This is a genomic window from Paraburkholderia monticola (assembly GCF_001580545.1).
GTDB classification, from domain to species: domain Bacteria; phylum Pseudomonadota; class Gammaproteobacteria; order Burkholderiales; family Burkholderiaceae; genus Paraburkholderia; species Paraburkholderia monticola.
This window is the reverse complement of the sequence record NZ_LRBG01000001.1, coordinates 430,763-451,924: the sequence shown is the minus strand read 5'-3', so window position 1 is coordinate 451,924 and position 21,162 is coordinate 430,763. Positions and strand designations below refer to the sequence as shown.

13 protein-coding genes are annotated in these 21,162 nt (G+C 67.0%); 10 read left to right on the top strand and 3 right to left on the bottom strand.

The window, feature by feature from the left end; all coding sequences use genetic code 11:
- Nucleotide 1: 1 nt before the first annotated feature.
- Nucleotides 2-1,084 (top strand): asparaginase, encoded by a 1,083-nt coding sequence (locus CI15_RS01955; RefSeq protein WP_062123765.1) that lies wholly within the window; start codon nucleotides 2-4, stop codon nucleotides 1,082-1,084.
- A gap of 43 nt (nucleotides 1,085-1,127) precedes the next feature.
- On the opposite strand, the gene CI15_RS01950 is transcribed toward CI15_RS01955, so the two are convergent.
- Nucleotides 1,128-2,120 (bottom strand): chemotaxis protein CheV, encoded by a 993-nt coding sequence (locus CI15_RS01950; RefSeq protein ID WP_062123764.1) that lies wholly within the window; start codon nucleotides 2,118-2,120, stop codon nucleotides 1,128-1,130.
- A 317-nt stretch (nucleotides 2,121-2,437) separates the two neighbouring features.
- Here CI15_RS01950 and CI15_RS01945 point away from each other — a divergent pair, with 317 nt between their 5' ends.
- From CI15_RS01945 to CI15_RS01935, 3 genes are all read left to right on the top strand, one after another.
- Nucleotides 2,438-3,004 carry a DUF4142 domain-containing protein gene (locus CI15_RS01945; protein WP_062123760.1) on the top strand — a complete coding sequence of 189 codons (567 nt, stop codon included), beginning with the start codon at nucleotides 2,438-2,440 and terminating at the stop codon, nucleotides 3,002-3,004.
- A 135-nt stretch (nucleotides 3,005-3,139) separates the two neighbouring features.
- The gene (locus CI15_RS01940; RefSeq protein WP_062123758.1) at nucleotides 3,140-4,873 is read left to right on the top strand and encodes a tetratricopeptide repeat protein; all 1,734 of its coding nucleotides are present in this window, start codon (nucleotides 3,140-3,142) and stop codon (nucleotides 4,871-4,873) included.
- Nucleotides 4,874-4,940: 67 nt separating this feature from the next.
- Entirely contained in the window at nucleotides 4,941-5,966 is a 1,026-nt protein-coding gene (locus tag CI15_RS01935) for an aldo/keto reductase (protein WP_062123756.1), read from the top strand.
- 52 nt (nucleotides 5,967-6,018) lie between these two features.
- On the opposite strand, the gene CI15_RS01930 is transcribed toward CI15_RS01935, so the two are convergent.
- Complete coding sequence (locus CI15_RS01930; protein WP_062123754.1) at nucleotides 6,019-6,765, bottom strand: SDR family oxidoreductase; 747 nt, start codon at nucleotides 6,763-6,765, stop codon at nucleotides 6,019-6,021.
- A 118-nt stretch (nucleotides 6,766-6,883) separates the two neighbouring features.
- Between CI15_RS01930 and CI15_RS01925 the strand changes: the two genes are divergently transcribed.
- Nucleotides 6,884-7,774: a LysR family transcriptional regulator gene (locus CI15_RS01925; protein WP_062123752.1), complete on the top strand. Its 891-nt coding sequence runs from the start codon at nucleotides 6,884-6,886 to the stop codon at nucleotides 7,772-7,774.
- An 18-nt stretch (nucleotides 7,775-7,792) separates the two neighbouring features.
- Here the strand turns inward: CI15_RS01925 and CI15_RS01920 are convergent, their stop codons facing one another.
- A complete protein-coding gene (locus CI15_RS01920) occupies nucleotides 7,793-8,695 on the bottom strand; it encodes a LysR family transcriptional regulator (protein WP_062123750.1) in 903 nt (300 codons plus the stop codon).
- A gap of 110 nt (nucleotides 8,696-8,805) precedes the next feature.
- Here CI15_RS01920 and CI15_RS01915 point away from each other — a divergent pair, with 110 nt between their 5' ends.
- The 5 genes from CI15_RS01915 (at nucleotide 8,806) to uvrA (ending at nucleotide 21,130) form a co-directional block, all read left to right on the top strand.
- Nucleotides 8,806-10,572, top strand: a complete 1,767-nt coding sequence (locus CI15_RS01915) for an acyl-CoA dehydrogenase family protein (RefSeq protein ID WP_062123748.1) — start codon at nucleotides 8,806-8,808, stop codon at nucleotides 10,570-10,572.
- Complete coding sequence (locus CI15_RS01910; RefSeq protein ID WP_062123746.1) at nucleotides 10,569-11,822, top strand: CaiB/BaiF CoA transferase family protein; 1,254 nt, start codon at nucleotides 10,569-10,571, stop codon at nucleotides 11,820-11,822. The genes CI15_RS01915 and CI15_RS01910 overlap by 4 nt, the downstream gene beginning before the upstream one ends.
- 107 nt (nucleotides 11,823-11,929) lie before the next feature.
- A complete protein-coding gene (locus tag CI15_RS01905; protein ID WP_062123744.1) occupies nucleotides 11,930-13,261 on the top strand; it encodes an MFS transporter in 1,332 nt (443 codons plus the stop codon).
- A 171-nt stretch (nucleotides 13,262-13,432) separates the two neighbouring features.
- Entirely contained in the window at nucleotides 13,433-14,947 is a 1,515-nt protein-coding gene (gene cuyB, locus CI15_RS01900) for a cysteate racemase (protein WP_062123908.1), read from the top strand.
- A 234-nt stretch (nucleotides 14,948-15,181) separates the two neighbouring features.
- Nucleotides 15,182-21,130, top strand: coding sequence for an excinuclease ABC subunit UvrA (gene uvrA, locus CI15_RS01895; RefSeq protein WP_062123742.1), 5,949 nt, complete (start codon nucleotides 15,182-15,184; stop codon nucleotides 21,128-21,130).
- Nucleotides 21,131-21,162 lie beyond the last annotated feature (32 nt).

Sequence of the window (21,162 nt, the reverse complement as noted above, 5' to 3'; positions counted from 1 at the left end):
CATGAGCCAGTCCGAACTGAATCCCGCCGCGCCGGTCGCGGCGACGATCTATCGCGGTGATTCGATCGAGAACACGCATCTCGCGCACGTCGCGGTCGTCGATGCGGACGGCCGTCTGCTCTATTCGTTCGGCGACGCCGCGCGCATGACGCTCGCGCGTTCCGCGGCGAAGCCGGCGCAGGCGCTCACCGTGCTCGAAACCGGCGCGCTCGACCAGTGCGGTTTCGACGAAGCCGATCTCGCGCTGATGTGCGCATCGCACAGCAGCGAGCCGCGGCATATCGAACGCACCCGCGGCATGCTCGCGAAAGCTCAGGCGAGCGAGGCCGATCTGCGTTGCGGCGGTCATCCGCCGTTATCGGATGCGGTGTACGTCGACTGGATCCAACGCGGCTTTACGCCCACCGGCGTGTGCAGCAACTGTTCGGGCAAGCACGCGGGCATGCTGGCCGGCGCGCGTTCGATCGGCGCGGCGCTCGCCGGTTATGAGCTGCCCGAGCATCCGTTGCAGGTGCGCGTGAAGCGGACGGTCGCGAGCGTCTGCGATCTGCCGGACGAGGGGGTGGAATGGGCGATCGACGGCTGCAATCTGCCGACGCCGGCCTTTCCGCTCGACCGGCTCGCGCGCCTGTTCGCAAAGCTCGCGGCGGCGCGCGATCAGCAGGAAGCGGGCGCCGCGACGCCGCCGCGCACGGCCGCGCTCGCGCGGATCTATCGCGCGATGACGTCCTATCCGGAACTGGTCGGCGGGGAAGGGCGCTTCTGCACGCTGCTGATGCAGGCGTTCGATGGTGCGCTGGTCGGCAAGGTCGGCGCGGACGGCAGCTATGCGATCGGCGTGCGCGCGTCGCATCAGACCGCACGGCTTGGCGCGCAAGGCGCGCTCGGCATCGCGCTGAAAGTCGAGGACGGCAGTCCCGGCGTGGCCTACGCGATCGCTGCCGAGTTGCTCGCCGTCCTCGGTATCGGCACGCCTGATCAACGCGCGGCGCTCGAAGGCTTTCGTGCGCCGAAGCGGCTCAACACGATGGGCATCGAGATCGGCCGCATGGGGTTCTCGATCGAGCTCGCGGCGCATCGTTGAGCACGGCTGCCGCGACCCGATTGGCTACTCGATGTAGCCGCCCTCAACCCGCCGCCACTTTTACCGGCGCGGCACCCAACGCCTGCCGAATCGCATCGGCGAGCTCGCTCGCCGCGAACTTCGCGACATAGCCGTTCGCGCCCGCATTCTTCACATGCGCTTCGTTCGCCGCGCCCGTCAGCGACGAGTGAATGATCACCGGAATATCGCGCGTGCGTGCATCGGCCTTGATCTGGCGCGTCAGCATGAAGCCGTCCATCTCCGGCATCTCGAGATCGGTCAGCACCAGCGCGATGCTGTCCTTCGCGCGCGTGCCGTTCTGCTGCGCTTCGCGCGCGACCCGCTGCAGCGTTTGCCACGCTTCTTCGCCGGTCTTCGTCATGATGTAGTCGGCGCCGATCGCGCTGAGCGCCTGCTCGATCAGCTTGCGCGCGAAACCGGAGTCGTCGGCGGCGAGGATCTTCGCGCCGGGGCGGATGCCGAGCGCCGCGCCGACCGACGTCGGATCGACGCTCGGATGCTGCGACGGAAACACGTCGCGCAACACCTGCTCGACGTCGATCACCTGGGCGAGCCGCGAGTCGCCGGTATTGCCGTCGATGCGCGCGATGCTCGTGACGAGCTTGCCGCCCGCCGAACCATCGGCCGACAGTACTTGGTTCCATTCGAGCCGCACGATCTCGTCGACTTCTTCGACCGCGAAGGCCTGGGTCGAACGCGCGAACTCGGTGACGAGCAGGATGTTCAGGCCGCGGGTCGGCTCGCAACCCATCAGTCGCGGCAGATCGATCACGGGGATGATCTGCCCGCGAATGTCGACGGCGCCCATCACGAACGGCGACGATCCGGCAATCGGCGTGATGCTCGGCATCGTCGAGATCTCGCGCACCTTGAACACATTGATCCCATACAGCTCGTGCGTGTCGCTGCCCGGCACGCAGCCGAGACGGTAGAGCAGCAGCTCGAACTTGTTGGAGCTCGTCAGGTTGCTGCGTTCGGTGTTGCGGTCGTGATTGGCACGGTGTTCATCTGCCATTGGAATCGTTCTCCGGGATTGCGGTGCTCAGCGGTGCCAAGCGGTGCTTCTCTCTGGTTATCGGCGTCGATGGCGAAAAGTTCAGCACTGCATGGCAGTTTCGCGGGGCGCATTCATCTGAGGGTTACCTAAGGTTACAGAAGCGACAGCAGCGTTTCACCTGCCTGACGACGTGGCTTCTAGAATCGGCAGCGATAAAAGCGTGGCGCCGCGCTGGGCTCGCAAGCCGGCCGCGGAGTTTGACATCGCACGCTTGATTCGCGGCGCACACGTGTCCTTCGTTTTACTTTCAGCTGCTTACACCTCAAGGAGAACGTATGATCCGCCTGCCTTCCGTCCCCTTCGCCCGCATCGCTGCCGCTGCCTGCTTCGGCGGTCTTCTGACGGCCGCCTCGGTGGCCAGCGCGCAGAGCGCCGCGCCCGCGGACACGGGCCGCCTGCATGCCGCCGACCAGAGCTTCATCGCGGACGGCACGCAAGCTGTCGCGACGCAGCGCGATGCCGCGCGCATCGCCACCGCGCGTTCGACGGACCGCGACGTGAAGGCGTTTGCCGAGCGCGTGTCGAACGACGACGCGAAGATCACCGACGCGTTGCGCGCGGCGAGTCCGCGCGGTGTCGACGTGCCGAAGAACGACCCCGATGCAGCCGTGCTCGCGAGCATCAACAATCTGCGCGGCGCGGAGTTCGACAAGACGTACATCGAACAGGTCGCGCTCGCCGGTGAACAGAAAGCGCTGTCCGCGTTTCAGGCGGAAATCGCATCGGGCCGCGACGAGCAGTTGAAGAACGCTGCGAAGCAGGCGCTGCCGACGATCCAGCAGCACTATGCGATGGCGCAGGATCTGGCGAAGCGCAAGCATCTGTCGGTGGCCGCGCAATAAGCAGCGCGAGGCTGCCACGACGGTCCTTCGAATCCGGGCTTTTCGGCGATAATCGAGCGCTTCTCGCGGTCACGTCACGTCACGCGCGACGCGACCGCTCCGACGATTCTTCGCGCCTTCGATTCCAGGTACCGCATGAGCAAGCCCGCCAGTCTCCCGCAACAGTTGGACCATCTGCTTCGACAAGCCGTCGCGCTCCAGCAGAACGGCGCGCTCGTCGAAGCGGAGGAGCTGTATCGCGAGATTCTCGACCTGAAGCCGAAGCACGGCGACGCGCTGCGCTGGCTCGGCGAACTCGCGCTGCAAACGGGCCGCTTGCACGACGGTGTCGATCTGCTGAAGAAGGCGCTCGCGGTCAACCCGAAACAGCCGGCCGTGCATTCGAATCTCGCCTACGCGCTGAACGCGTTGCAGCGTCATGACGAAGCGCTCGCCTGCGCCGAGCGCGCGCTCGTGACGCAGCCGAAATTCGCCGATGCGCTGAACAATCGCGGCAATGCCTTGGCGGCGTTGAATCGTCCGCTCGATGCGCTCGCGAGCTACGAGCGCGCGCTTTCGCTCGCGCCGGAGCTTGCGGCGGCGTGGAACAACCGCGCGTGCGTGCTGCGCGATCTCGGCCGTTATGCCGATGCACTCGATAGCTGCGACAAGGCGCTCGCGTTGCAGCCGAACTATCCGGATGCCTGGAGCAATCGCGGCAACGTGCTAGGCGATCTGAACCAGCCGGACGAAGCGCAGCGCTGCTATCAGCGCGCGCTGGAACTCGCGCCTGGGTTCGTCGATGCATGGAACAACCTCGGTCTCGCGCAGATCGATCTGAATCGGCGCGAAGCGGCGTTGTCGAGCTATGAACGTGCGCTGACGTTGAATCCCGCGTCGGTCGAAGCGCACTGGAACCAGTCCTTGTGTCTGCTGCAGATGGGGCGCTTCGAAACCGGCTGGCGCGAATACGAATGGCGCTGGCAGCGCAGCCGCATCAAGGCCGGCAAGCGCGCATTCGCGCAGCCGCTGTGGCTCGGCGATTTTCCGCTAGACGGCAAGACGATCCTGCTGCATGCGGAGCAGGGTCTCGGCGACACGCTGCAGTTCTGCCGCTATGCGACGCTCGTCGCCGGACTCGGCGCGAAGGTCGTGCTCGAAGCGCCGGGCGCGTTGTTGCGGCTGCTGTCGACGCTCGACGGTGTAGATCAGTTGGTCGAAGCGGGGCAGCCGTTGCCGCCCTTCGATTGTCATTGTCCGCTGTTGAGCTTGCCGCTTGCGTTCAACACGAACGAAGCGAGCATGCCGGCCGTGAAGCCGTATCTGTTTGCGCAGCCCGCGGCCGTGAGCGAATGGCGCGAGCGTATCGAACACGATCACGTCACTGACACCCAAGCAGGCAGGCCACTGAAAGTCGGCCTCGTCTGGGCCGGCGAAAACCGCGCGCATGTCGCGGAGTTGCGCAAGATCGACGCGCGCCGCTCGCTCGCGTTCGAGCAATTCGCGCCACTTCTCGCCCTCCCGAACGTACGTTTCTTCAGCGTGCAGAAGGGCGCGGCCGCGCCGCAACTCGCCGACAGCGCACACCGCGAACGGGTCGCCGATTACACCGACCTGCTGCACGATTTCGCCGATACCGCCGCGCTCGTCGCCAATCTCGATCTGCTGATTTCGGTGGATACGTCGACCGCGCACCTGGCCGGCGCGCTCGACAAACCCGTCTGGATCCTGAACCGCTTCGACACCTGCTGGCGCTGGCTGCTCGAACGCAGCGACACGCCGTGGTATCCGTCCGCGCGGCTGTTCCGTCAACCGGCGCTCGGCGCCTGGGACAGCGTGATCGACGCCGTGCGCGATGCGCTGGCGGAGTTGAGCGTGTCGCCGTCGTGACCTGTTTTCGCCCACGCGGGTAGACTGAACCTCCGTTCATCGACGGCAATGCCACGGAGATTCTTCAATGGAATACAGACATCTGGGTGCATCGGGTTTCAAGGTGCCGGTGCTGAGTTTCGGCACCGGTACGTTCGGCGGCAAGGGTGAATTTTTCGAGGCGTGGGGCGCGACCGACGTCGCCGAAGCGCGGCGTCTGATCGACATCTGCTTCGACGCGGGCGTCACGATGTTCGACACCGCCGACATCTATTCGAAGGGCGCGTCCGAGTCGGTGCTCGGCGAAGCGCTCAAGGGCAAGCGCGACAAGGCGCTGATCTCGACGAAGGCGACCTTCCGTTTCGACGACGATCCGAACGGCGTGGGCTCGTCGCGCTTCCATCTGATCCGCGCGGTCGATGCGTCGCTCAAGCGTCTGCAGACCGACTACATCGACCTGTTCCAGTTGCACGGGTTCGATGCGAAAACACCGATTCCCGAAGTGCTGTCCACGCTCGACGACCTCGTGCGCGCGGGCAAGATCCGCTATATCGGCGTGTCGAATTTCTCCGGCTGGCATCTGATGAAGTCGCTCGATATCGCGGACCGCTACGGCTATCCGCGTTACGTCGCGAATCAGACCTACTACTCGCTGGTCGGGCGCGATTACGAGTGGGAACTGATGCCGCTCGGCATCGACCAGGGCGTCGGCGCGGTGGTGTGGAGCCCGCTCGGCTGGGGGCGCCTGACGGGCAAGCTCAAGCGCGGTCAGCCGTTGCCGGAAACGAGCCGTCTGCACAAGACCGCCGACATGGGGCCGCCGGTGCCGCAAGAATATCTGTTCAGCGTCCTCGACGCGCTCGACGACGTTGCCGCCGAAACCGGCAAGACCGTGCCGCAGATCGCGCTGAACTGGCTGCTGCAACGGCCGACCGTCGCGACGGTCCTGATCGGCGCGCGCGACGAGGCGCAACTGCGGCAGAACCTCGGCGCGGTCGGCTGGAGTCTGACGCCCGATCAGGTCGCGAAGCTCGACGCGGCGAGCGCCGTGCGCCCCGCGTATCCGTACTGGCATCAGGAAGGCTTCGCCGAGCGCAATCCGAAGGCGGTTTGAGCGGCAGGTCGCGGTGGCCCGGCGCGGCGACGCGCCGGACCACCGTATGTCGTCAGGCGAGACCGCCGTTGGCCCGCAGCACCTGTCCATTGACCCAGCTCGCGTCCGGGCCGACCAGAAACGCGATCACGCCCGCCACGTCTTCCGGCTCGCCGAGGCGTTGCAGCGGCGGCATCTTCGCGAACGTCTCGATCTGTTCGTCGGTCTTGCCTTCGAGGAACAGCGCGGTCGCGATCGGTCCCGGCGCGACTGCATTCACCGTGATGTTGCGCCCGCGCAGCTCCTTCGCGAACACGCGTGTGAACGCTTCGACGGCCGCCTTGGTCGCGGTGTAGATGCCGTAGCCGGGCAGGTTCAGCGCGAGCACGCTGGTCGAGAAATTGACGATGCGTCCGCCGTCGTTGAGGCGCGCGGCCGCTTCGCGCAGCGTGTTGAAGGTGCCGCGCACGTTGATGTCGAAGGTCTGGTCGTAGAGTGCGTCGGGCGTGTCGGCGAGCGGCGTGGGTTTCATCACGCCCGCGTTGTTGACGAGCACGTCGACCTTGCCCAGTTCGCGTTCCGTGATCTCGAACAGGCGGCGCACGTCGTCGGGCTTCGACACGTCGGCTCGCACCGCGACCGCCTTGCCACCGGCTTCGCGGATCGCGGCGACGAGCGCCTCGGCTTCGCCCGCGCTCGATGCGTAGTTGACGGCGACCGCGTAGCCGTCCTTCGCGAGCCGCTGGGCGATCGCCGTGCCGATGCCGCGTGCGGCGCCCGTCACGATGGCGACTTTCGGTTGGGGTTGGTTGGTGTTCATGATTCGGTTCCTTTCAGAAGGGAGTAGATCGGTGAGGTGAATCATGAACGCTTTCGACGCTGGGATAATCCGGTTAGACTCGCCATCATCATTCCATTCGCTTTAATAATCCGCCGATATGGACCGTTTCGAGGAAATGCGCGTATTCGTGCGGATCGCTGAGCGCCAGAGCTTCACGCGAGCCGCCGACGATCTGCAGATCCCGCGCGCGACCGTCACCAACCTGATGAAGCGCCTGGAAGAGCGGCTCGGCGCGCGCCTGCTCGAGCGCACGACGCGCACGGTGCGGCTCACGCCCGACGGCGACGCGCACTACCAGCGCTGCGTGCGCCTGATCGCCGACATGGAGGAGGCCGAGGGGGCATTTACCGATCTCGCGCCGAAGGGGCTCCTGCGCGTGAACGTGCAGGGCACGCTCGCGCGACATTTCGTGGTGCCGGCGCTGCCCGCGTTTCTTGCGCGTTTTCCGGATATCGAACTGATGATCGGCGAGGACGACCGGCTCGTCGACCTGGTGCGCGAGGGCATCGACTGTGTGCTGCGCGCGGGCGTGCTGCAGGATTCGTCGATGGTCGGGCGGCGCGTCGCGCAACTGCAGCAGGTCACGGTCGCGAGTCCCGCGTATCTGGCCGCGTATGGCGAGCCGTCCGATCCTGCGGCGCTGTCGACACACCGGGCGGTCAACTACGTGTCGAGCGCGACCGGCAAGCCGGTGCCGCTCGAATTCCGCGTCGACGGTCGCGATACCGCGCTTGTGCTGCCGTCGGCGGTATCGGTGAGCGGCGCCGAGCTGTATGCGGGCGCGGCCATCGCCGGACTCGGCATCGTGCAGGTGCCGCGCTATCGGGTCGAAGGCGAACTGGCGGCGGGGCGGCTGCGGATCATTCTCGCGGACTATCCGCCGCCGCCGCTGCCCGTGTCGGTGCTGTATCCGCAGAACCGGCAGTTGTCGCCGCGAGTGCGCGTGTTCGCGCAGTGGTTGCGGGAGATTTTCGAAGCGGTGAGCTGAGCGAACGAAACCGCGCGCTCAGGCCGGGCGCGCCGGCGCACGCTGCCCGGCATCACGCAGATACTCGACGAACCGGTTTGCCACGGGCTCCGCGTCGCCGCTGCGCCGCAACAGCAGCACGTCGGAGCGCAGCGTTGGCCCGTTGAGCGGCACGAAGCTGACGCGTGGATCGTGGATCTGTCGCAACGTGTACGGCACGAGCGCGACCCCCATGCCGAAGCCGACCATCGTGACGACCGTTTGCCATAGCCGCGCCTCGTGGCGGATCAAGGGACTGAAGCCGGCGCCCACGCACTGCGCGATGATCAGATCGTGATAATGCGGCGACACGGTGCGCGGAAACAGGATGAACGGCTCCTGCGCGAGCGCGCGCAGATCGACCTTGCGCTTCTTCGCGAGCGCGTGATCGGCCGGCAGGCAGCACAGGAACGGCTCGGAAAACACCGTCGTCGACGTCACGTCCGACGGAAAATTGCCCCAATGCGCGTAGCCCATGTCGATCTGCATGCGCTGGATCGCTTGCACCTGCTCGCTCGTGTTCATTTCCTTCAGCACGATTTCGACGCCCGGATGATCGGCTTCGAAGCGCCTCACCGCCTGCGGCATGCCGCGATACAGCATCGAGTTCACGAAGCCGATGCGCAACCGGCCGGCGAGGCCATGCGCGGAGCGCACCGTGATGCGCTCGGCTTCGCTCGCCTGCAGCAGCAGCCGGTGCGCTTCGCCGAGCAGCGCCTGGCCCGCGTTGGTCAGCGCGACCGACTTGTTGGTGCGCGCGAGCAGTTGCACGCCGAGCTGCTCTTCGAACTTGCGAATGTCGAAACTGAGCGCCGGCTGCGAAATGAACAACCGCTTCGCTGCGCGCCCGAAATGCAGCTCCTCGGCGACCGCCACGAAATAGCGCAACTGCTTCAGATCCATCGCCGTCTCCGTTCTTCGATCGATAAGCACCGTCTATCGTACCGGATATAAGTTGTATTAGACGATTATCGAAGCCGCTTCTATGCTGCTTTCCACAACAGGAGACAAGCATGAGCGAAATCATCGCCGAGCCGGCCCACGGCTCGTCCAACATCCCCGATAGCCGCGGCATCAACTTCTTCTCCAGCGATCCCGAACTCGCGCGCCTGTTGAGGCTGCATCTCGGCGAGGCGCTCTATCAGGAACTCGAAAGCCAGTTCGTCTCGCTCGGTCAGCGCGCCTCGGACGAACTCGACCTGTGGGCGCTCTCGGCCGACAAGAACCCACCCACGTTGCGGCACCGCACGCGGCGCGGCGAAGCGCTGCAGAGCATCGACAAGCATCCCGACTACGTCGCGCTCGAACGCGTCGCCTACGCGGAGCTCGGCCTCGCGTCGATGAGCCACGACACGCGCGACGGCAAACGGACCCCGCCGCCGCTCGTCAAATACGCGCTGACGTTCCTGTTCGTGCAGGCCGAGTTCGGCCTGTGCTGCCCGGTCAGCATGACCGATTCGCTGACGCGCACATTGCGCAAATTCGGCGCGCCGGAACTGGTCGCGCGGTTTCTGCCGATGCTCGCATCGCGCGATTTCGACACGCTGTATCAAGGCGCGATGTTCATGACCGAGCAGGCGGCCGGCTCCGACGTCGCGCGCATCGCGACGCGCGCCGTGCTCGAAGCCGACGCGCACGGTGAACAGCAATGGCACCTGTATGGCGACAAATGGTTCTGCTCGAACGCAGACGCCGATCTCGCGATGGTGCTCGCGCGCCCCGACGGCGCGCCCGAGGGCATCAACGGCCTCGGTCTGTTCCTGCTGCCGAAGACGCTGCCGGACGGTTCGCGCAATCGCTACCGGATCGTGCGTCTGAAAGATAAACTCGGCAGCCGATCGATGGCGAGCGGCGAGATCGTGCTCGAAGGCGCGCTCGCGTATCTGATCGGCGAAGTGGGGCGCGGCTTCCACCAGATGGCCGACATGATCAACATGTCACGGCTGTCGAACGGCGTGCGCGCGGCGGGTCTGATGCGCCGCTCGCTGACCGAAGCGCTGCACATCGCGCGGCATCGCGAAGCGTTCGGCCGCAAGCTGATCGCGATGCCGCTGATGCAGCGGCAGCTGATGAAGATGATGCTGCCCACCGAGCAGGCGCGTTCGATGTTCATGCGCATCGCCCTGCTGCTGCCCCAGGCTGACGCGGGAGATCGCGTGGCCGCGAAGTGCGTGCGCATCCTCACGCCGCTCATCAAGTTCCGTGCATGCCGCGACGCGCGCCGGGTGACCGGCGACGCGATGGAAGTGCGCGGCGGCTCGGGCTACATCGAGGAATGGAGCGACGCGCGGCTCGTGCGCGACGCGCACCTCGGCTCGATCTGGGAAGGCACGAGCAATATCGTCGCGCTCGACATCGCGCGCGCCGCGAAGCGCGACGGCGCGCTCGAGCCGCTGCGCACGTATCTGCAGGATCTGCTCGGCGCGGCCGGCTTGCCCGCGGCAAGCCTCGCGCTGCTGCGTTCGACGCTGGCGCGTGCTTGCGACGCGCTCGCGAGCGTCGCTGAATCGGGCCGCGACGAATGGGTGCGCCAGGCGGGCTCCGCGCTGTACCACGCGAGCACCGCCGTGCTGATGGCCTGCGAAGGCGCGCGGCTCGGTCCCGACTACCGGCGTCTCGCGCTCGCGCATCTGGTCGTGCGCCACAAGCTGCTGCCGTCCGACCCGCTCGATGTGCGCGGCGGGCAAGACGAGATCGAGGTGCTCGACGCGCTCGTCAACGACCGTCCCGTCACGCTCGATCAGGCGCTGCGGCTGCTGCCGGCCGGAGGGGCGCAATGACGGCCTCGCTCAATCACGGCAAGCAGCGTTGCGACGGCGCGCTGCAAGGTATCAAGGTGGTCGATCTGAGCCGCGTGCTCGGCGGCCCGTACTGCACGCAGGCGCTGGCCGATCACGGCGCCCAGGTGATCAAGCTCGAACCGCCCGACGGCGACGAAACGCGCGGCTGGGGGCCGCCGTTCTTCGGCGACACCGCGTGGTATTTCGCGGGCGTGAATCGTAACAAGCAGGGCATCGCGGTCGACCTGTCGCGTGACGAAGGGCGCGAGCTTCTCTGGAAGCTGCTCGACGATGCCGACGTGCTGGTCGAAAACTTCAAGCCCGGCACGCTGAAACGCTGGGGCATGGACTACGAAGAAGTGCTGCGCGAGCGCTTTCCGAAGCTGATTCATTGCGCGGTGTCGGGCTTCGGCCCCGACGGGCCGCTCGGCGGTCTGCCGGGCTATGACGCGGCGATCCAGGCGATGACCGGCCTGATGAGCGTGAACGGCGAGCACGACGGGCCCGCGCTGCGCGTCGGCCTGCCGGTCGTCGATATGGTCACCGGTCTCAACGCGCTCGCCGGCATCCTGCTCGCGCTCGCCGAGCGCGCGAACAGCGGCCGCGGCCAGTCGATCGATATCGCGCTGTACGACTGCGGCGTGTCGCTGCTGCATCCGCATCTGCCGAACTACTTCGGCTCCGGCCGCACGCCGCAGCGCACCGGCAACGCGCATCCGAACATCACGCCCTACGACAGCTACCGCACCGCGAGCGCGCCGATCTTTCTGGCGGTCGGCAACGACCGGCAGTTCGCGAAGCTGTGCGCGCATCTAGGCGCGCCCGAACTGGCCGACGATCCGCGTTTCGCCGATAACCGCAGCCGCTGCGGGCATCGCGAGCCGCTCAAGGCGGCGCTCGAAAGCCTGCTCGCGAAGCACGATTGCGAGCCGCTCGCGCAACAGCTGATTCGCCTTGGCGTGCCGTGCGGACCAGTGCAGTCCGTCGATGTGGTCGCGAAGCATCCGCACACGCTGCATCGCGGCATGGTGGTCGACATGGGTGAGTACCGCGGCACCGCGTCGCCGATCAAGCTGTCGCGCACGCCGGCCACCTACCGCAGCGCGCCGCCGTCGCTCGGCGCCGATACGCGCGAGGTGCTCGACGCGCTCGGCATCGACGGCGAGACGCAGCGGCGTCTGTTCGAAGCGGGCGTGCTGAAGTCGGCGACGCCCGTCGTCGAAGCCGAAGCGGACGCGCTCAAAAGCTGACGCGTCGCCGCCGCGCAAGCGGGGCTATTCCGGTGACGGCACGCAGAAGCCGCGCCATTCATCAGCAGTACGCGGCAATCCGGTTGCCGCGGATAGGAGACAAAGACATGCATCGCGAGCCAGACGAAGCCGCCCATCACGTTCAACCTGCGCGCCAGCCCACGCGCGCGGCCGCCGCCGCGTTCGTCGGCACCACGATCGAGTGGTACGACTTTTACATCTACGCCACCGCGTCCGCGCTGATCTTCGGCAAGCTGTTCTTCCCCGGCAGCGATCCGTTCTTCGCGACGCTCGCCTCGTTCGGCACGTTCGCGGTCGGCTTCTTCGCGCGACCGTTCGGCGGCCTCGTGTTCGGCCACCTCGGCGACCGCATCGGCCGCAAGAAGGCGCTCGTCGCGACGCTGATCATCATGGGCGTCGGCACGGTCGGGATCGGCTTTCTGCCGACCTATGCGAGCGCCGGCGTGATGGCGCCGGTTCTGCTCGTGCTGCTGCGCGTCGCGCAGGGCATCGCGATCGGCGGCGAGTGGGGCGGCGCGGTGCTGATGGCGAGCGAACACGCGCCGCAGGGCAAGCGCACGTTTTTCGCGTCGTTCGCACAGCTCGGCAGCCCTGCCGGTCTGATCCTGTCGCTGCTTGCGTTTCGCGCGGTCGCGTCGATGGACAAGGACGTGTTTCTCAACTGGGGCTGGCGCTTGCCGTTTCTCGCGAGCGCGGTGCTGTTGCTGGTCGGTCTGGTGATCCGCGCGGGCGTCAGCGAATCGCCGGAATTCACCGCGGTGAAGGAGCAGCGCCGCGTCGCCGCGCTGCCGATCGCGGAAGTGCTGCGCGACGCGTGGCGCACCGTGCTGCTGTGCCTCGGCGCAAATGTGATCGGCGTGGCGGGCGCGTGGTTCGTCAACACCTTCATGCTCAATTACACGACGCAGACGCTCGGCCTCGATCGGTCGCTGATTCTCGATTGCCTGTTCATCGTCGCGTTCATCCAGCTGTTCACGCAGCTCGGCTCGGGCTGGTTCGCGCAGCGCATCGGCACCGGACGTTTTCTGAAAGGCGCGGCCGCGCTCGCGATGCTCTCGCCGTATCCGATGTTCGCGCTGGTGTCGACCGGGCGGCCGGTGGCGATCGTCGTCGGTATCGCGCTCACGGTGATGTGCATGTCGAGTTCTTACGCGGTGATGGCCGGCTTCATGTCGACCGCGTTCCCGGTACGGGTTCGCTATTCGGCGATCTCGCTGTCGTATCAGGTGTGCGCGGCGCTGGCCGGCGGTCTGACGCCGCTGATCGGCACCTTGCTCGCGCATCAGTATCCGGGCGCGTGGTGGCCGCTCGCGGGGTTCTATACGTGCCTCGCCGCGGTGTCGCTGGTCTGTATCGGCACGCTCGAGCGCCGCAAGCGCGATCTGACGCAGGGCGTGGCCGAGGCCGAGGCTGTCTGAGTTTGCCTTGGCGAGCATCGTCGTGTGCTCGCCCATCCCGCGCAAACGCAAGGCGATGTTTTTTTCGTGGTTAACCCCTGGACATGTGCGCGCCACATAATGTCATTCTCAAGCGCGCAGAAAGCCACCCGTGATCGAGGGTGGATGCACGGAAAGACGGGGGATCAGATCATGAATCGCTTTCGTTCGCTGGGTGTGGTGACGGGCGCGGCGCAGTTCGCCAGCGCCGACATTCTCAGCCGGATGAGCACGGCGTCGAGCCGGCCAGGCACGGCACGTCCCTACGATCTCATTTTCGAGCCGCGCTCGTGGCAGGGGACCGCCGTGCCCGCCGCAACCGATGCGCAGTTCAAGATCCACGTGTTCGACACGATGCGCGGGTTCGAAAAGCGCGGTGTCGATGCGATCGTTTTGCCCTGCTTCCTGAGTCACACCTTCATCGACGAACTCGCGGCCAACCTCGCCGTGCCGGTCGCCAACATCATGACCGCGCTGTTGGCGCACGTACGGCGCACCTATCCGTCGGCGCGGCGCATCGGCGTGCTGACGTCGGCGGCGATTCGTGCGAACGGTCTGTTCGAGCGGTATTTCGAAGCTGGCCAGTTCGACGTGCGCTACCCGCGCAACGAGTCCGGCTTCGACTGCGTGACGAGCGCCGTTTATGGCGACGAGGGCATCCGCCATGGGCATCTGTACGGCCGCTCAGTCGAACTGCTGCGCGCGGCATGCGCGGATCTGCTTGCGCAGGGCGTCGACGTCATCGTGCCGGGACTCGCGGAGATCGGTCTCGTGCTGCCCGCGCTCGGACGCGTCGAGGTGCCGGTCGTCGATACGAACCAGGTGTACGCGCGTTACGTCGCGGCGGCGCAATACACGCAGCCGGAGCGGGCGTTCCGGCTCGGCGTGGTCGGCGGCATCGGGCCGGCGGCGACCGCCGATTTCATGGGCAAGGTCGTGCGCAACACGCCGGCCGCGCGCGATCAGGACCATCTCAGGATCATCGTCGAACAGAATCCGCAGATCCCGGACCGTACCGCGGCGCTGCTCGGCCGCGGCGACGACCCGACGCTCGCACTCTATGCCGCGTGCCGAACGCTCGAGGATGGCGGCGCGGATCTGATCGCGATTCCGTGCAATACCGCGCATGCGTTCGTCGAGCGGATCCAGCCGGCGCTGCGCGTGCCGATCCTCAATATGCTCACCTGTACCGCCGATTATCTTCGAGAGACCTTTCCGGGCTTGCGTGAGGTCGGTGTGCTGGCGACCTCGGGCACGCTCGCGAGCCGCGTCTACGAACAGGCGCTCGGCGCGCGCGGCTTCGTGCAGATCGCGCCGTCCGCGGCCGCGCAGGCGCGTCTGATGAACGCGATCTACGGACCGTGCGGCGTGAAGGCCGGGCATCTGTCGGGCGAATGCTGCGACGACCTCGCGGCGGCCGTCGACGACCTGGTCGCGCAGGGCGTGCAGGTCATCGTGCTCGCCTGCACCGAACTGCCGTTGCTGTTGCGCGAACCGGCGCTCGCATATCCCGGCGGCCGGGTGGTGCGGCTGGTCGATCCGACCGACCTGCTGGCGAGGCGTTGTGTGGCCCATGCGCTCGGCGACCGTGCCGCGCGCGCGACGCCGGCGGGCTGCGCAACGCCGGCGGCGACCGGATGCTCGCAGGTGGAAAGCGCGCTTGGCTAATCAGGCGGTGTCGGCGCGGCGCGGCGCGGCGATTGCGCGCCTTGGCGCCTCCGCGCCGATCGAGGCGCCAGGCGCGCCTGCGCCTGTCATGGAAAACTGTATAAACATACAGTATAGTATCCCCCTACAGCCAGGCTTCCGGGCGCCCCTCGCGCCGTCCCGGCTGCACCGAACTTGCGCGGTCGCGAGAGCCGGCCGTGAGAGGTAGCCCACTCCTTCAGACGGTCGGAAAAATTGTCCTCCAACGACGCAACCCCTGACACCCTCGCTGACCAACCCCACGCCAGCACGCCGAGCAGCAACAAGATCCAGGGCACGATCCGCATTCGCGGCGCCCGCCAGCACAACCTGAAAAACGTCGACCTCGACGTGCGCACCGGCGAAATGACGGTCGTCACCGGGCCGTCGGGCTCGGGCAAGTCGAGTCTCGTGTTCGACACGCTGTACGCGGAAGGGCAGCGTCGCTACGTCGAAACCTTCAGCGCGTACGCCCGCCAGTTCCTCGACCGGATGGACCGGCCGCAGGTGGACCGGGTCGACGGCGTGCCGCCCGCCATCGCGATCGACCAGACCAACCCGGTGCGCAGCTCGCGCTCCACGGTCGGCACGATGACCGAGCTGAACGACCATCTGAAGCTGCTGTACGCGCGCGCGGCCGAGCTGTTCGACCGCCAGAGCGCGCACCCGGTGCGGCACGACACGCCCGAGACCATCTACGCGGAACTGCTCGAACGCACCGCGCAGGAGGAGCCGCGGCTCGTCGTCACGTTCCCGGTCGAGCTACCCGAGTCGGCGTCGCAGCAGGAGGTCGAGCAGTGGTTGTCGGCGAGCGGCTATACGCGCGTGCAGGCACAGCGAGAAGTCGATTCGCCGACCGGCAAGCGCAAGTTGCTCGACGTCGTCGCCGACCGCTTCCGGCTGCGCTCGGTGGACAAAGCGCGCGCGGTCGAAGCGATCGAAGCATCGCTGAAGCGCGGCGGCGGCCGCGTCAATATTTACGTGCTGCCGGCCGCGTCGGACGAACCGCAGGCTGAAGCTGCCGAGCCGCGCATCTGGCGTTTCTCCACCGGTCTGCACAGCCCCGAAAGCGATCTGCGCTACGCCGACCCGCAGCCGGCGCTGTTTTCGTTCAACTCGGCCTATGGCGCGTGCGACGCCTGCCGCGGCTTCGGCCGCGTGATCGGCGTCGACCTCGGCCTCGTCATTCCGGACGCCCGCAAGACGCTGCGCGAAGGCGCGGTCAAGCCGATGCAGACGCCCGCGTGGAAGGAGTGCCAAGACGACCTGATCCGCTACGCGGCGAAAGCCGACATCCGCCGCGACACGCCGTGGGGCGAGTTGAGCGAGCGCGAGCGCGAATGGGTCATCAACGGCTCGCCGGACTGGAACGGCAAGTGGCAGACGCATTGGTACGGCGTCAAACGCTTCTTCGACTACCTTGAATCGAAGGCGTACAAGATGCATATCCGCGTGCTGCTGTCGAAGTACCGCAGCTACACGCCGTGCGAAACCTGCGGCGGCGCGCGTCTGAAAACCGAATCGCTGCTATGGCGCCTCGGCAGCAAGGCGAATGCGAACGAGGTCCTCGCGCCCGCGCAACGCTTCATGCCGCGCGGCGTTCAGTGGTCGCGCGCGCAGCTCGAAGCGTTGCCTGGCCTGACCGTGCACGACCTGATGCTGATGCCGATCGAGCGCATCCGCCGCTTCTTCGACGGCATCACGCTGCCGAGCGCGTTGCTCGACGACGCGCTGAAGCTGCTGCTCGCGGAAGTCCGCACGCGCCTGAAGTATCTGTGCGACGTTGGCCTCGGCTATCTGACGCTCGACAGGCAAAGCCGCACGCTGTCGGGCGGCGAGGTGCAGCGCATCAACCTGACCACGGCGCTCGGCACGTCGCTGACCAAGACGCTATTCGTGCTGGACGAGCCGAGCATCGGCCTGCATCCGCGCGACCTGAACCGCATCGTCGAGGCGATGCACCGGCTGCGCGACGCGGGCAATACGCTCGTCGTCGTCGAGCATGATCCGTCGGTGATGCTCGCGGCGGACCGGCTGATCGACATGGGGCCGGGTCCCGGCGAGCGCGGCGGCTCGATCATTTTCGACGGCGCGCCCGAGGCGATCCGTTCATCCGGCACGCTGACCGGTGAGTACCTCGGCGGCCGCCGCCATGTCGCCGATGCCGCGCACTGGTCGCGTCGTCCGGTCGAGGCGGGCACGCCGCGCATCGTCCTCGAAGGCGCGAGCGAACACAATCTGCGCGACGTCACGGTGGAGATTCCGCTGCAACGGCTCGTGTGCGTGACCGGGGTGTCGGGCTCCGGCAAATCGACGCTATTGCAGGACGTGCTCTATCCGGCGATGGCGCGCCACTTCGGGCTCGCCACCGAAGCGCCGGGCGCGTTCAGGGCGCTGAAGGGCGCCGACCAGGTGACCGACGTCGTATTCGTCGACCAGTCGCCGATCGGCAAGACCGCGCGCTCGAATCCGGCCAGCTACGTCGGCGCGTTCGACGAAATCCGCAAGCTGTTCGCGAAGGCGCCGCTCGCGCAGCAGCGCGGTTACGGCCCCGGCATGTTCAGCTTCAACTCGGGCGACGGCCGCTGCCCGACCTGTGGCGGCTCGGGCTTCGAGCACATCGAAATGCAGTTCCTCTCCGACGTGTACCTGCGTTGCCCCGATTGCGACGGGCGCCGCTATCGCGCGGAAATCCTCGAAGTGAAGATCGAACGAGACGAGCCCGCTCGCGCGTTGAGCATCGCCGACGTGCTCGAGTTGACCGTCAGCGAGGCCGCTGCTTACTTCGCGAAGGACGCCGAAGTATTGCGTGTGCTGCAGCCGATCATCGACGTCGGGCTCGAATACGTGAAGCTCGGCCAACCGGTGCCGACGCTGTCGGGCGGCGAGGCGCAGCGGCTCAAGCTCGCGGGCTTTCTCGCGGAATCGGTGCAGGCGCGTGGCACGCGCGGCGCGAAGCAGGCGGTCGCGAAGCGCCTGTTCATGTTCGACGAGCCGACCACGGGCCTGCATTTCGACGACATCGCGAAGCTGATGCAGGCGTTCGGCAAGCTGCTCGCGAGCGGTCATTCGCTGATCGTGATCGAGCACAATCTCGACGTGATCCGCGCGGCCGACTGGATCATCGATCTCGGCCCCGAAGGCGGCGACGGCGGTGGCCGCGTGCTCTGCGCGGGCACACCGGACGAAGTGAAAGCGTGCGCCGACTCGCATACCGGCGAGGCACTGCTGCAGTACGACCGCGCGATGGACACCGCGGCCGCAGGGGAGCCCCAGGGCATCCCATTGCAGAAAGCGCTGAGCGCGGCCCGTGCGCGGCGCGCGATCGAAGGCGAGGACGTCGTGCGCATCGTCAACGCGCGCGAGCACAACCTGAAGGCGCTCGACGTCGATATTCCGCACGGCAAGTTCAACGTGATCACCGGCGTGTCGGGCTCGGGCAAATCGACGCTCGCGTTCGACATCCTGTTTCACGAAGGTCAGCGGCGCTACCTCGAATCATTGAATGCGTATGCGCGCTCGATCGTGCAGCCGGCCGGACGGCCCGAAGTCGACGCGGTGTACGGCATTCCGCCGACCGTCGCGATCGAGCAACGGCTCTCGCGCGGCGGCCGCAAGAGTACCGTCGCGACGACCTCGGAGGTGTGGCACTTCCTGCGTCTGCTGTACGTGAAGCTCGGCATGCAGCATTGCATCCACGACGGCACGCCGGTCACGTCGCAAAGCGCCGAGTCGATCGCGGCGCAGTTGCTGCGCGATCACAAGGGCCAGCATGTCGGCTTCCTCGCGCCGCTCGTCGTGAACCGCAAGGGCGTCTATACCGACCTGGCGAAATGGGCGAAGGCGCGCGGTAATACGCATCTGCGTGTGGACGGCGAGTTCGTGCCGGTCGATCCGTGGCCGAAGCTCGACCGCTTCCGCGAGCATACGATCGAGCTGCCGGTGGCGGACCTCGTCATCTCGGCCGATCATGAAACCGAGTTGCGCACGGCGCTCGAGCAGACGCTCGACCTCGGCAAAGGCATCATGCATCTGCTCGCGCCGCTCGACGGCCTGCACGACGCGATCAATGGCGGCCGTTCCACCGCCACGCTCGGCGACGTGAAGGTGCTGTCGACGAAGCGCGCCTGCCCGGTGTGCGGCACCAGCTACCCCGAGCTCGATCCGCGCATGTTCTCGTACAACAGCAAGCATGGCTGGTGCACGAGCTGCGTCGGCACCGGTCTGTCGCTCACGCGCGAACAGCGCGCCGCCTACGACGACACGATCGTCGTCGACGACAATCGCGGCCGCGAACAGAGTTTGCCGTCGGAGGAGCAGGAACCGGAAGGGCTCGTCGACGAGCCGTGTCCGGATTGCGCGGGCACGCGTCTGAATCCGGTCGCGCGCGCGGTTACGTTCGACTCGCAGGCGATCGTCGACGTCGCGCAATGGACCGTGTCCGACACGCGCGCGTGGATCGATTCGCTACAGATGACGGGCCGCGACGCAGAAATCGCGCGCGACGTCGTCAGCGAAATCGGCAGCCGGCTGCAGTTCCTCGAAGAAGTCGGGCTCGGCTATCTGAGCCTCGATCGCGCGGCGCCGAGTTTGTCCGGTGGTGAAGCGCAGCGCATCCGGCTCGCCGCGCAACTCGGCAGCAACCTGCAGGGCGTGTGCTATGTGCTCGACGAGCCGACCATCGGTCTGCATCCGCGCGACAATCAAATCCTGCTGAACGCACTGCGCAAGCTGGGCGAGAAGGGCAACACGCTCGTCGTCGTCGAACATGACGAAGATACGATCCGGCGCGCCGATCACATCATCGATATCGGACCGGGCGCGGGCAAGCGCGGCGGTACGCTGATCGCGCAAGGCAGTGTCGCGGACCTGTCCGCGCAGCCCGATTCGCTGACCGGTCGCTTCCTCGCGCAGCCGATCGTGCATCCGCTGCAGCCGCGTCGCCCGGTCGTCGCGCCGGGCAAGCGCGCGGCCGCGGTCCCCGAGAACTGGCTGACCGTGCATGGCGGCAAGCTCCATAACCTGCGCGACGTGACGGTCGGCATTCCGCTCGCGCGGCTCGTCGCGGTGACGGGCGTCAGCGGCTCCGGCAAGTCGACGCTCGCGCGCGACGTGCTGATGACCAATCTGCTCGATGCGGTCGGGCGCTCGGTGTTGTCGTCGCCGGCCACGCGGCGCGCGCGGGCGGCGGCCGAGGAAAAGCCGGCCGCGAATAGGCGTTCGAGCGTGCTCGCGCGCTCGGCGCCGCGCGCGCCGCTGAACGTCACGCACACGTGGCAGGGCTGCGATTCGGTCACGGGCTGGGAAAGCATCGACCGCGTGCTCGAAGTCGATCAGACGCCGATCGGCAAGACGCCACGTTCGTGTCCCGCCACCTACATCGGCGTGTGGGATGCGATCCGCAAGCTGTTCGCGGGCACGCTCGAGGCGCGGGCGCGCGGCTATACCGCGTCGCGTTTCTCGTTCAATACCGGCGAGGGCCGTTGCCCGGCGTGCGAGGGCCAGGGCGTACGCACGATCGGCATGAGCTTCCTGCCCGACGTGAAAGTGCCGTGCGACGTCTGCCACGGTCAGCGCTTCAATCCGGAGACGCTCGCGGTCACGTGGCGCGGCAAGAACATCGGCGACGTGCTGACCATGGAGATCGACGAGGCGGTCGAGTTCTTCGCGTCGATCACGAACATCGGGCATCCGCTGCAACTGATGAAAGACGTCGGGCTCGGCTATCTGACGCTCGGTCAGCCGTCGCCGACGCTGTCGGGCGGCGAGGCCCAGCGCATCAAGCTCGTCACCGAGCTGAGCAAGGTGCGCGACGACATCACGCGGCGGGGTCAGAAGCCGCCGCACACGCTGTACGTGCTCGACGAGCCGACGGTCGGCCTGCATATGGCGGACGTCGCGAAGCTGATTCGCGTGCTGCATCGGCTCGTGGATGGCGGGCATAGCGTGGTCGTCATCGAGCACGATCTCGACGTGATCGCCGAGGCCGACTGGATCATCGACCTCGGTCCCGAGGGCGGGGTAGGTGGCGGCACGATCGTCGCGGCGACCGATCCCGAAAGCCTCTCGCGCGTCGCCACGAGTCATACGGGCGCGGCGTTGCGGCCGGTGCTCGCGCGCACCGCGGCGCCGGCGACGCTGGCCGGCGAAGGGACGAATGGCTGAGATCATGTGACGAGTGGTGGTGTGCCGTTGCA

Excerpts from the sequence above, each read along its gene's own strand:
- CI15_RS01915 (WP_062123748.1), top strand. The coding sequence starts at position 8,806 with ATGAGCGAAATCATCGCCGAGCCGGCCCACGGCTCGTCCAACATCCCC.
- CI15_RS01910 (WP_062123746.1), top strand. The coding sequence starts at position 10,569 with ATGACGGCCTCGCTCAATCACGGCAAGCAGCGTTGCGACGGCGCGCTG.
- CI15_RS01940 (WP_062123758.1), top strand. The coding sequence starts at position 3,140 with ATGAGCAAGCCCGCCAGTCTCCCGCAACAGTTGGACCATCTGCTTCGA.
- CI15_RS01950 (WP_062123764.1), bottom strand. The coding sequence starts at position 2,120 with ATGGCAGATGAACACCGTGCCAATCACGACCGCAACACCGAACGCAGC.
- CI15_RS01930 (WP_062123754.1), bottom strand. The coding sequence starts at position 6,765 with ATGAACACCAACCAACCCCAACCGAAAGTCGCCATCGTGACGGGCGCC.
- CI15_RS01905 (WP_062123744.1), top strand. The coding sequence starts at position 11,930 with ATGCATCGCGAGCCAGACGAAGCCGCCCATCACGTTCAACCTGCGCGC.
- CI15_RS01955 (WP_062123765.1), top strand. The coding sequence starts at position 2 with ATGAGCCAGTCCGAACTGAATCCCGCCGCGCCGGTCGCGGCGACGATC.
- CI15_RS01925 (WP_062123752.1), top strand. The coding sequence starts at position 6,884 with ATGGACCGTTTCGAGGAAATGCGCGTATTCGTGCGGATCGCTGAGCGC.
- CI15_RS01945 (WP_062123760.1), top strand. The coding sequence starts at position 2,438 with ATGATCCGCCTGCCTTCCGTCCCCTTCGCCCGCATCGCTGCCGCTGCC.
- CI15_RS01935 (WP_062123756.1), top strand. The coding sequence starts at position 4,941 with ATGGAATACAGACATCTGGGTGCATCGGGTTTCAAGGTGCCGGTGCTG.
- CI15_RS01920 (WP_062123750.1), bottom strand. The coding sequence starts at position 8,695 with ATGGATCTGAAGCAGTTGCGCTATTTCGTGGCGGTCGCCGAGGAGCTG.
- cuyB (WP_062123908.1), top strand. The coding sequence starts at position 13,433 with ATGAATCGCTTTCGTTCGCTGGGTGTGGTGACGGGCGCGGCGCAGTTC.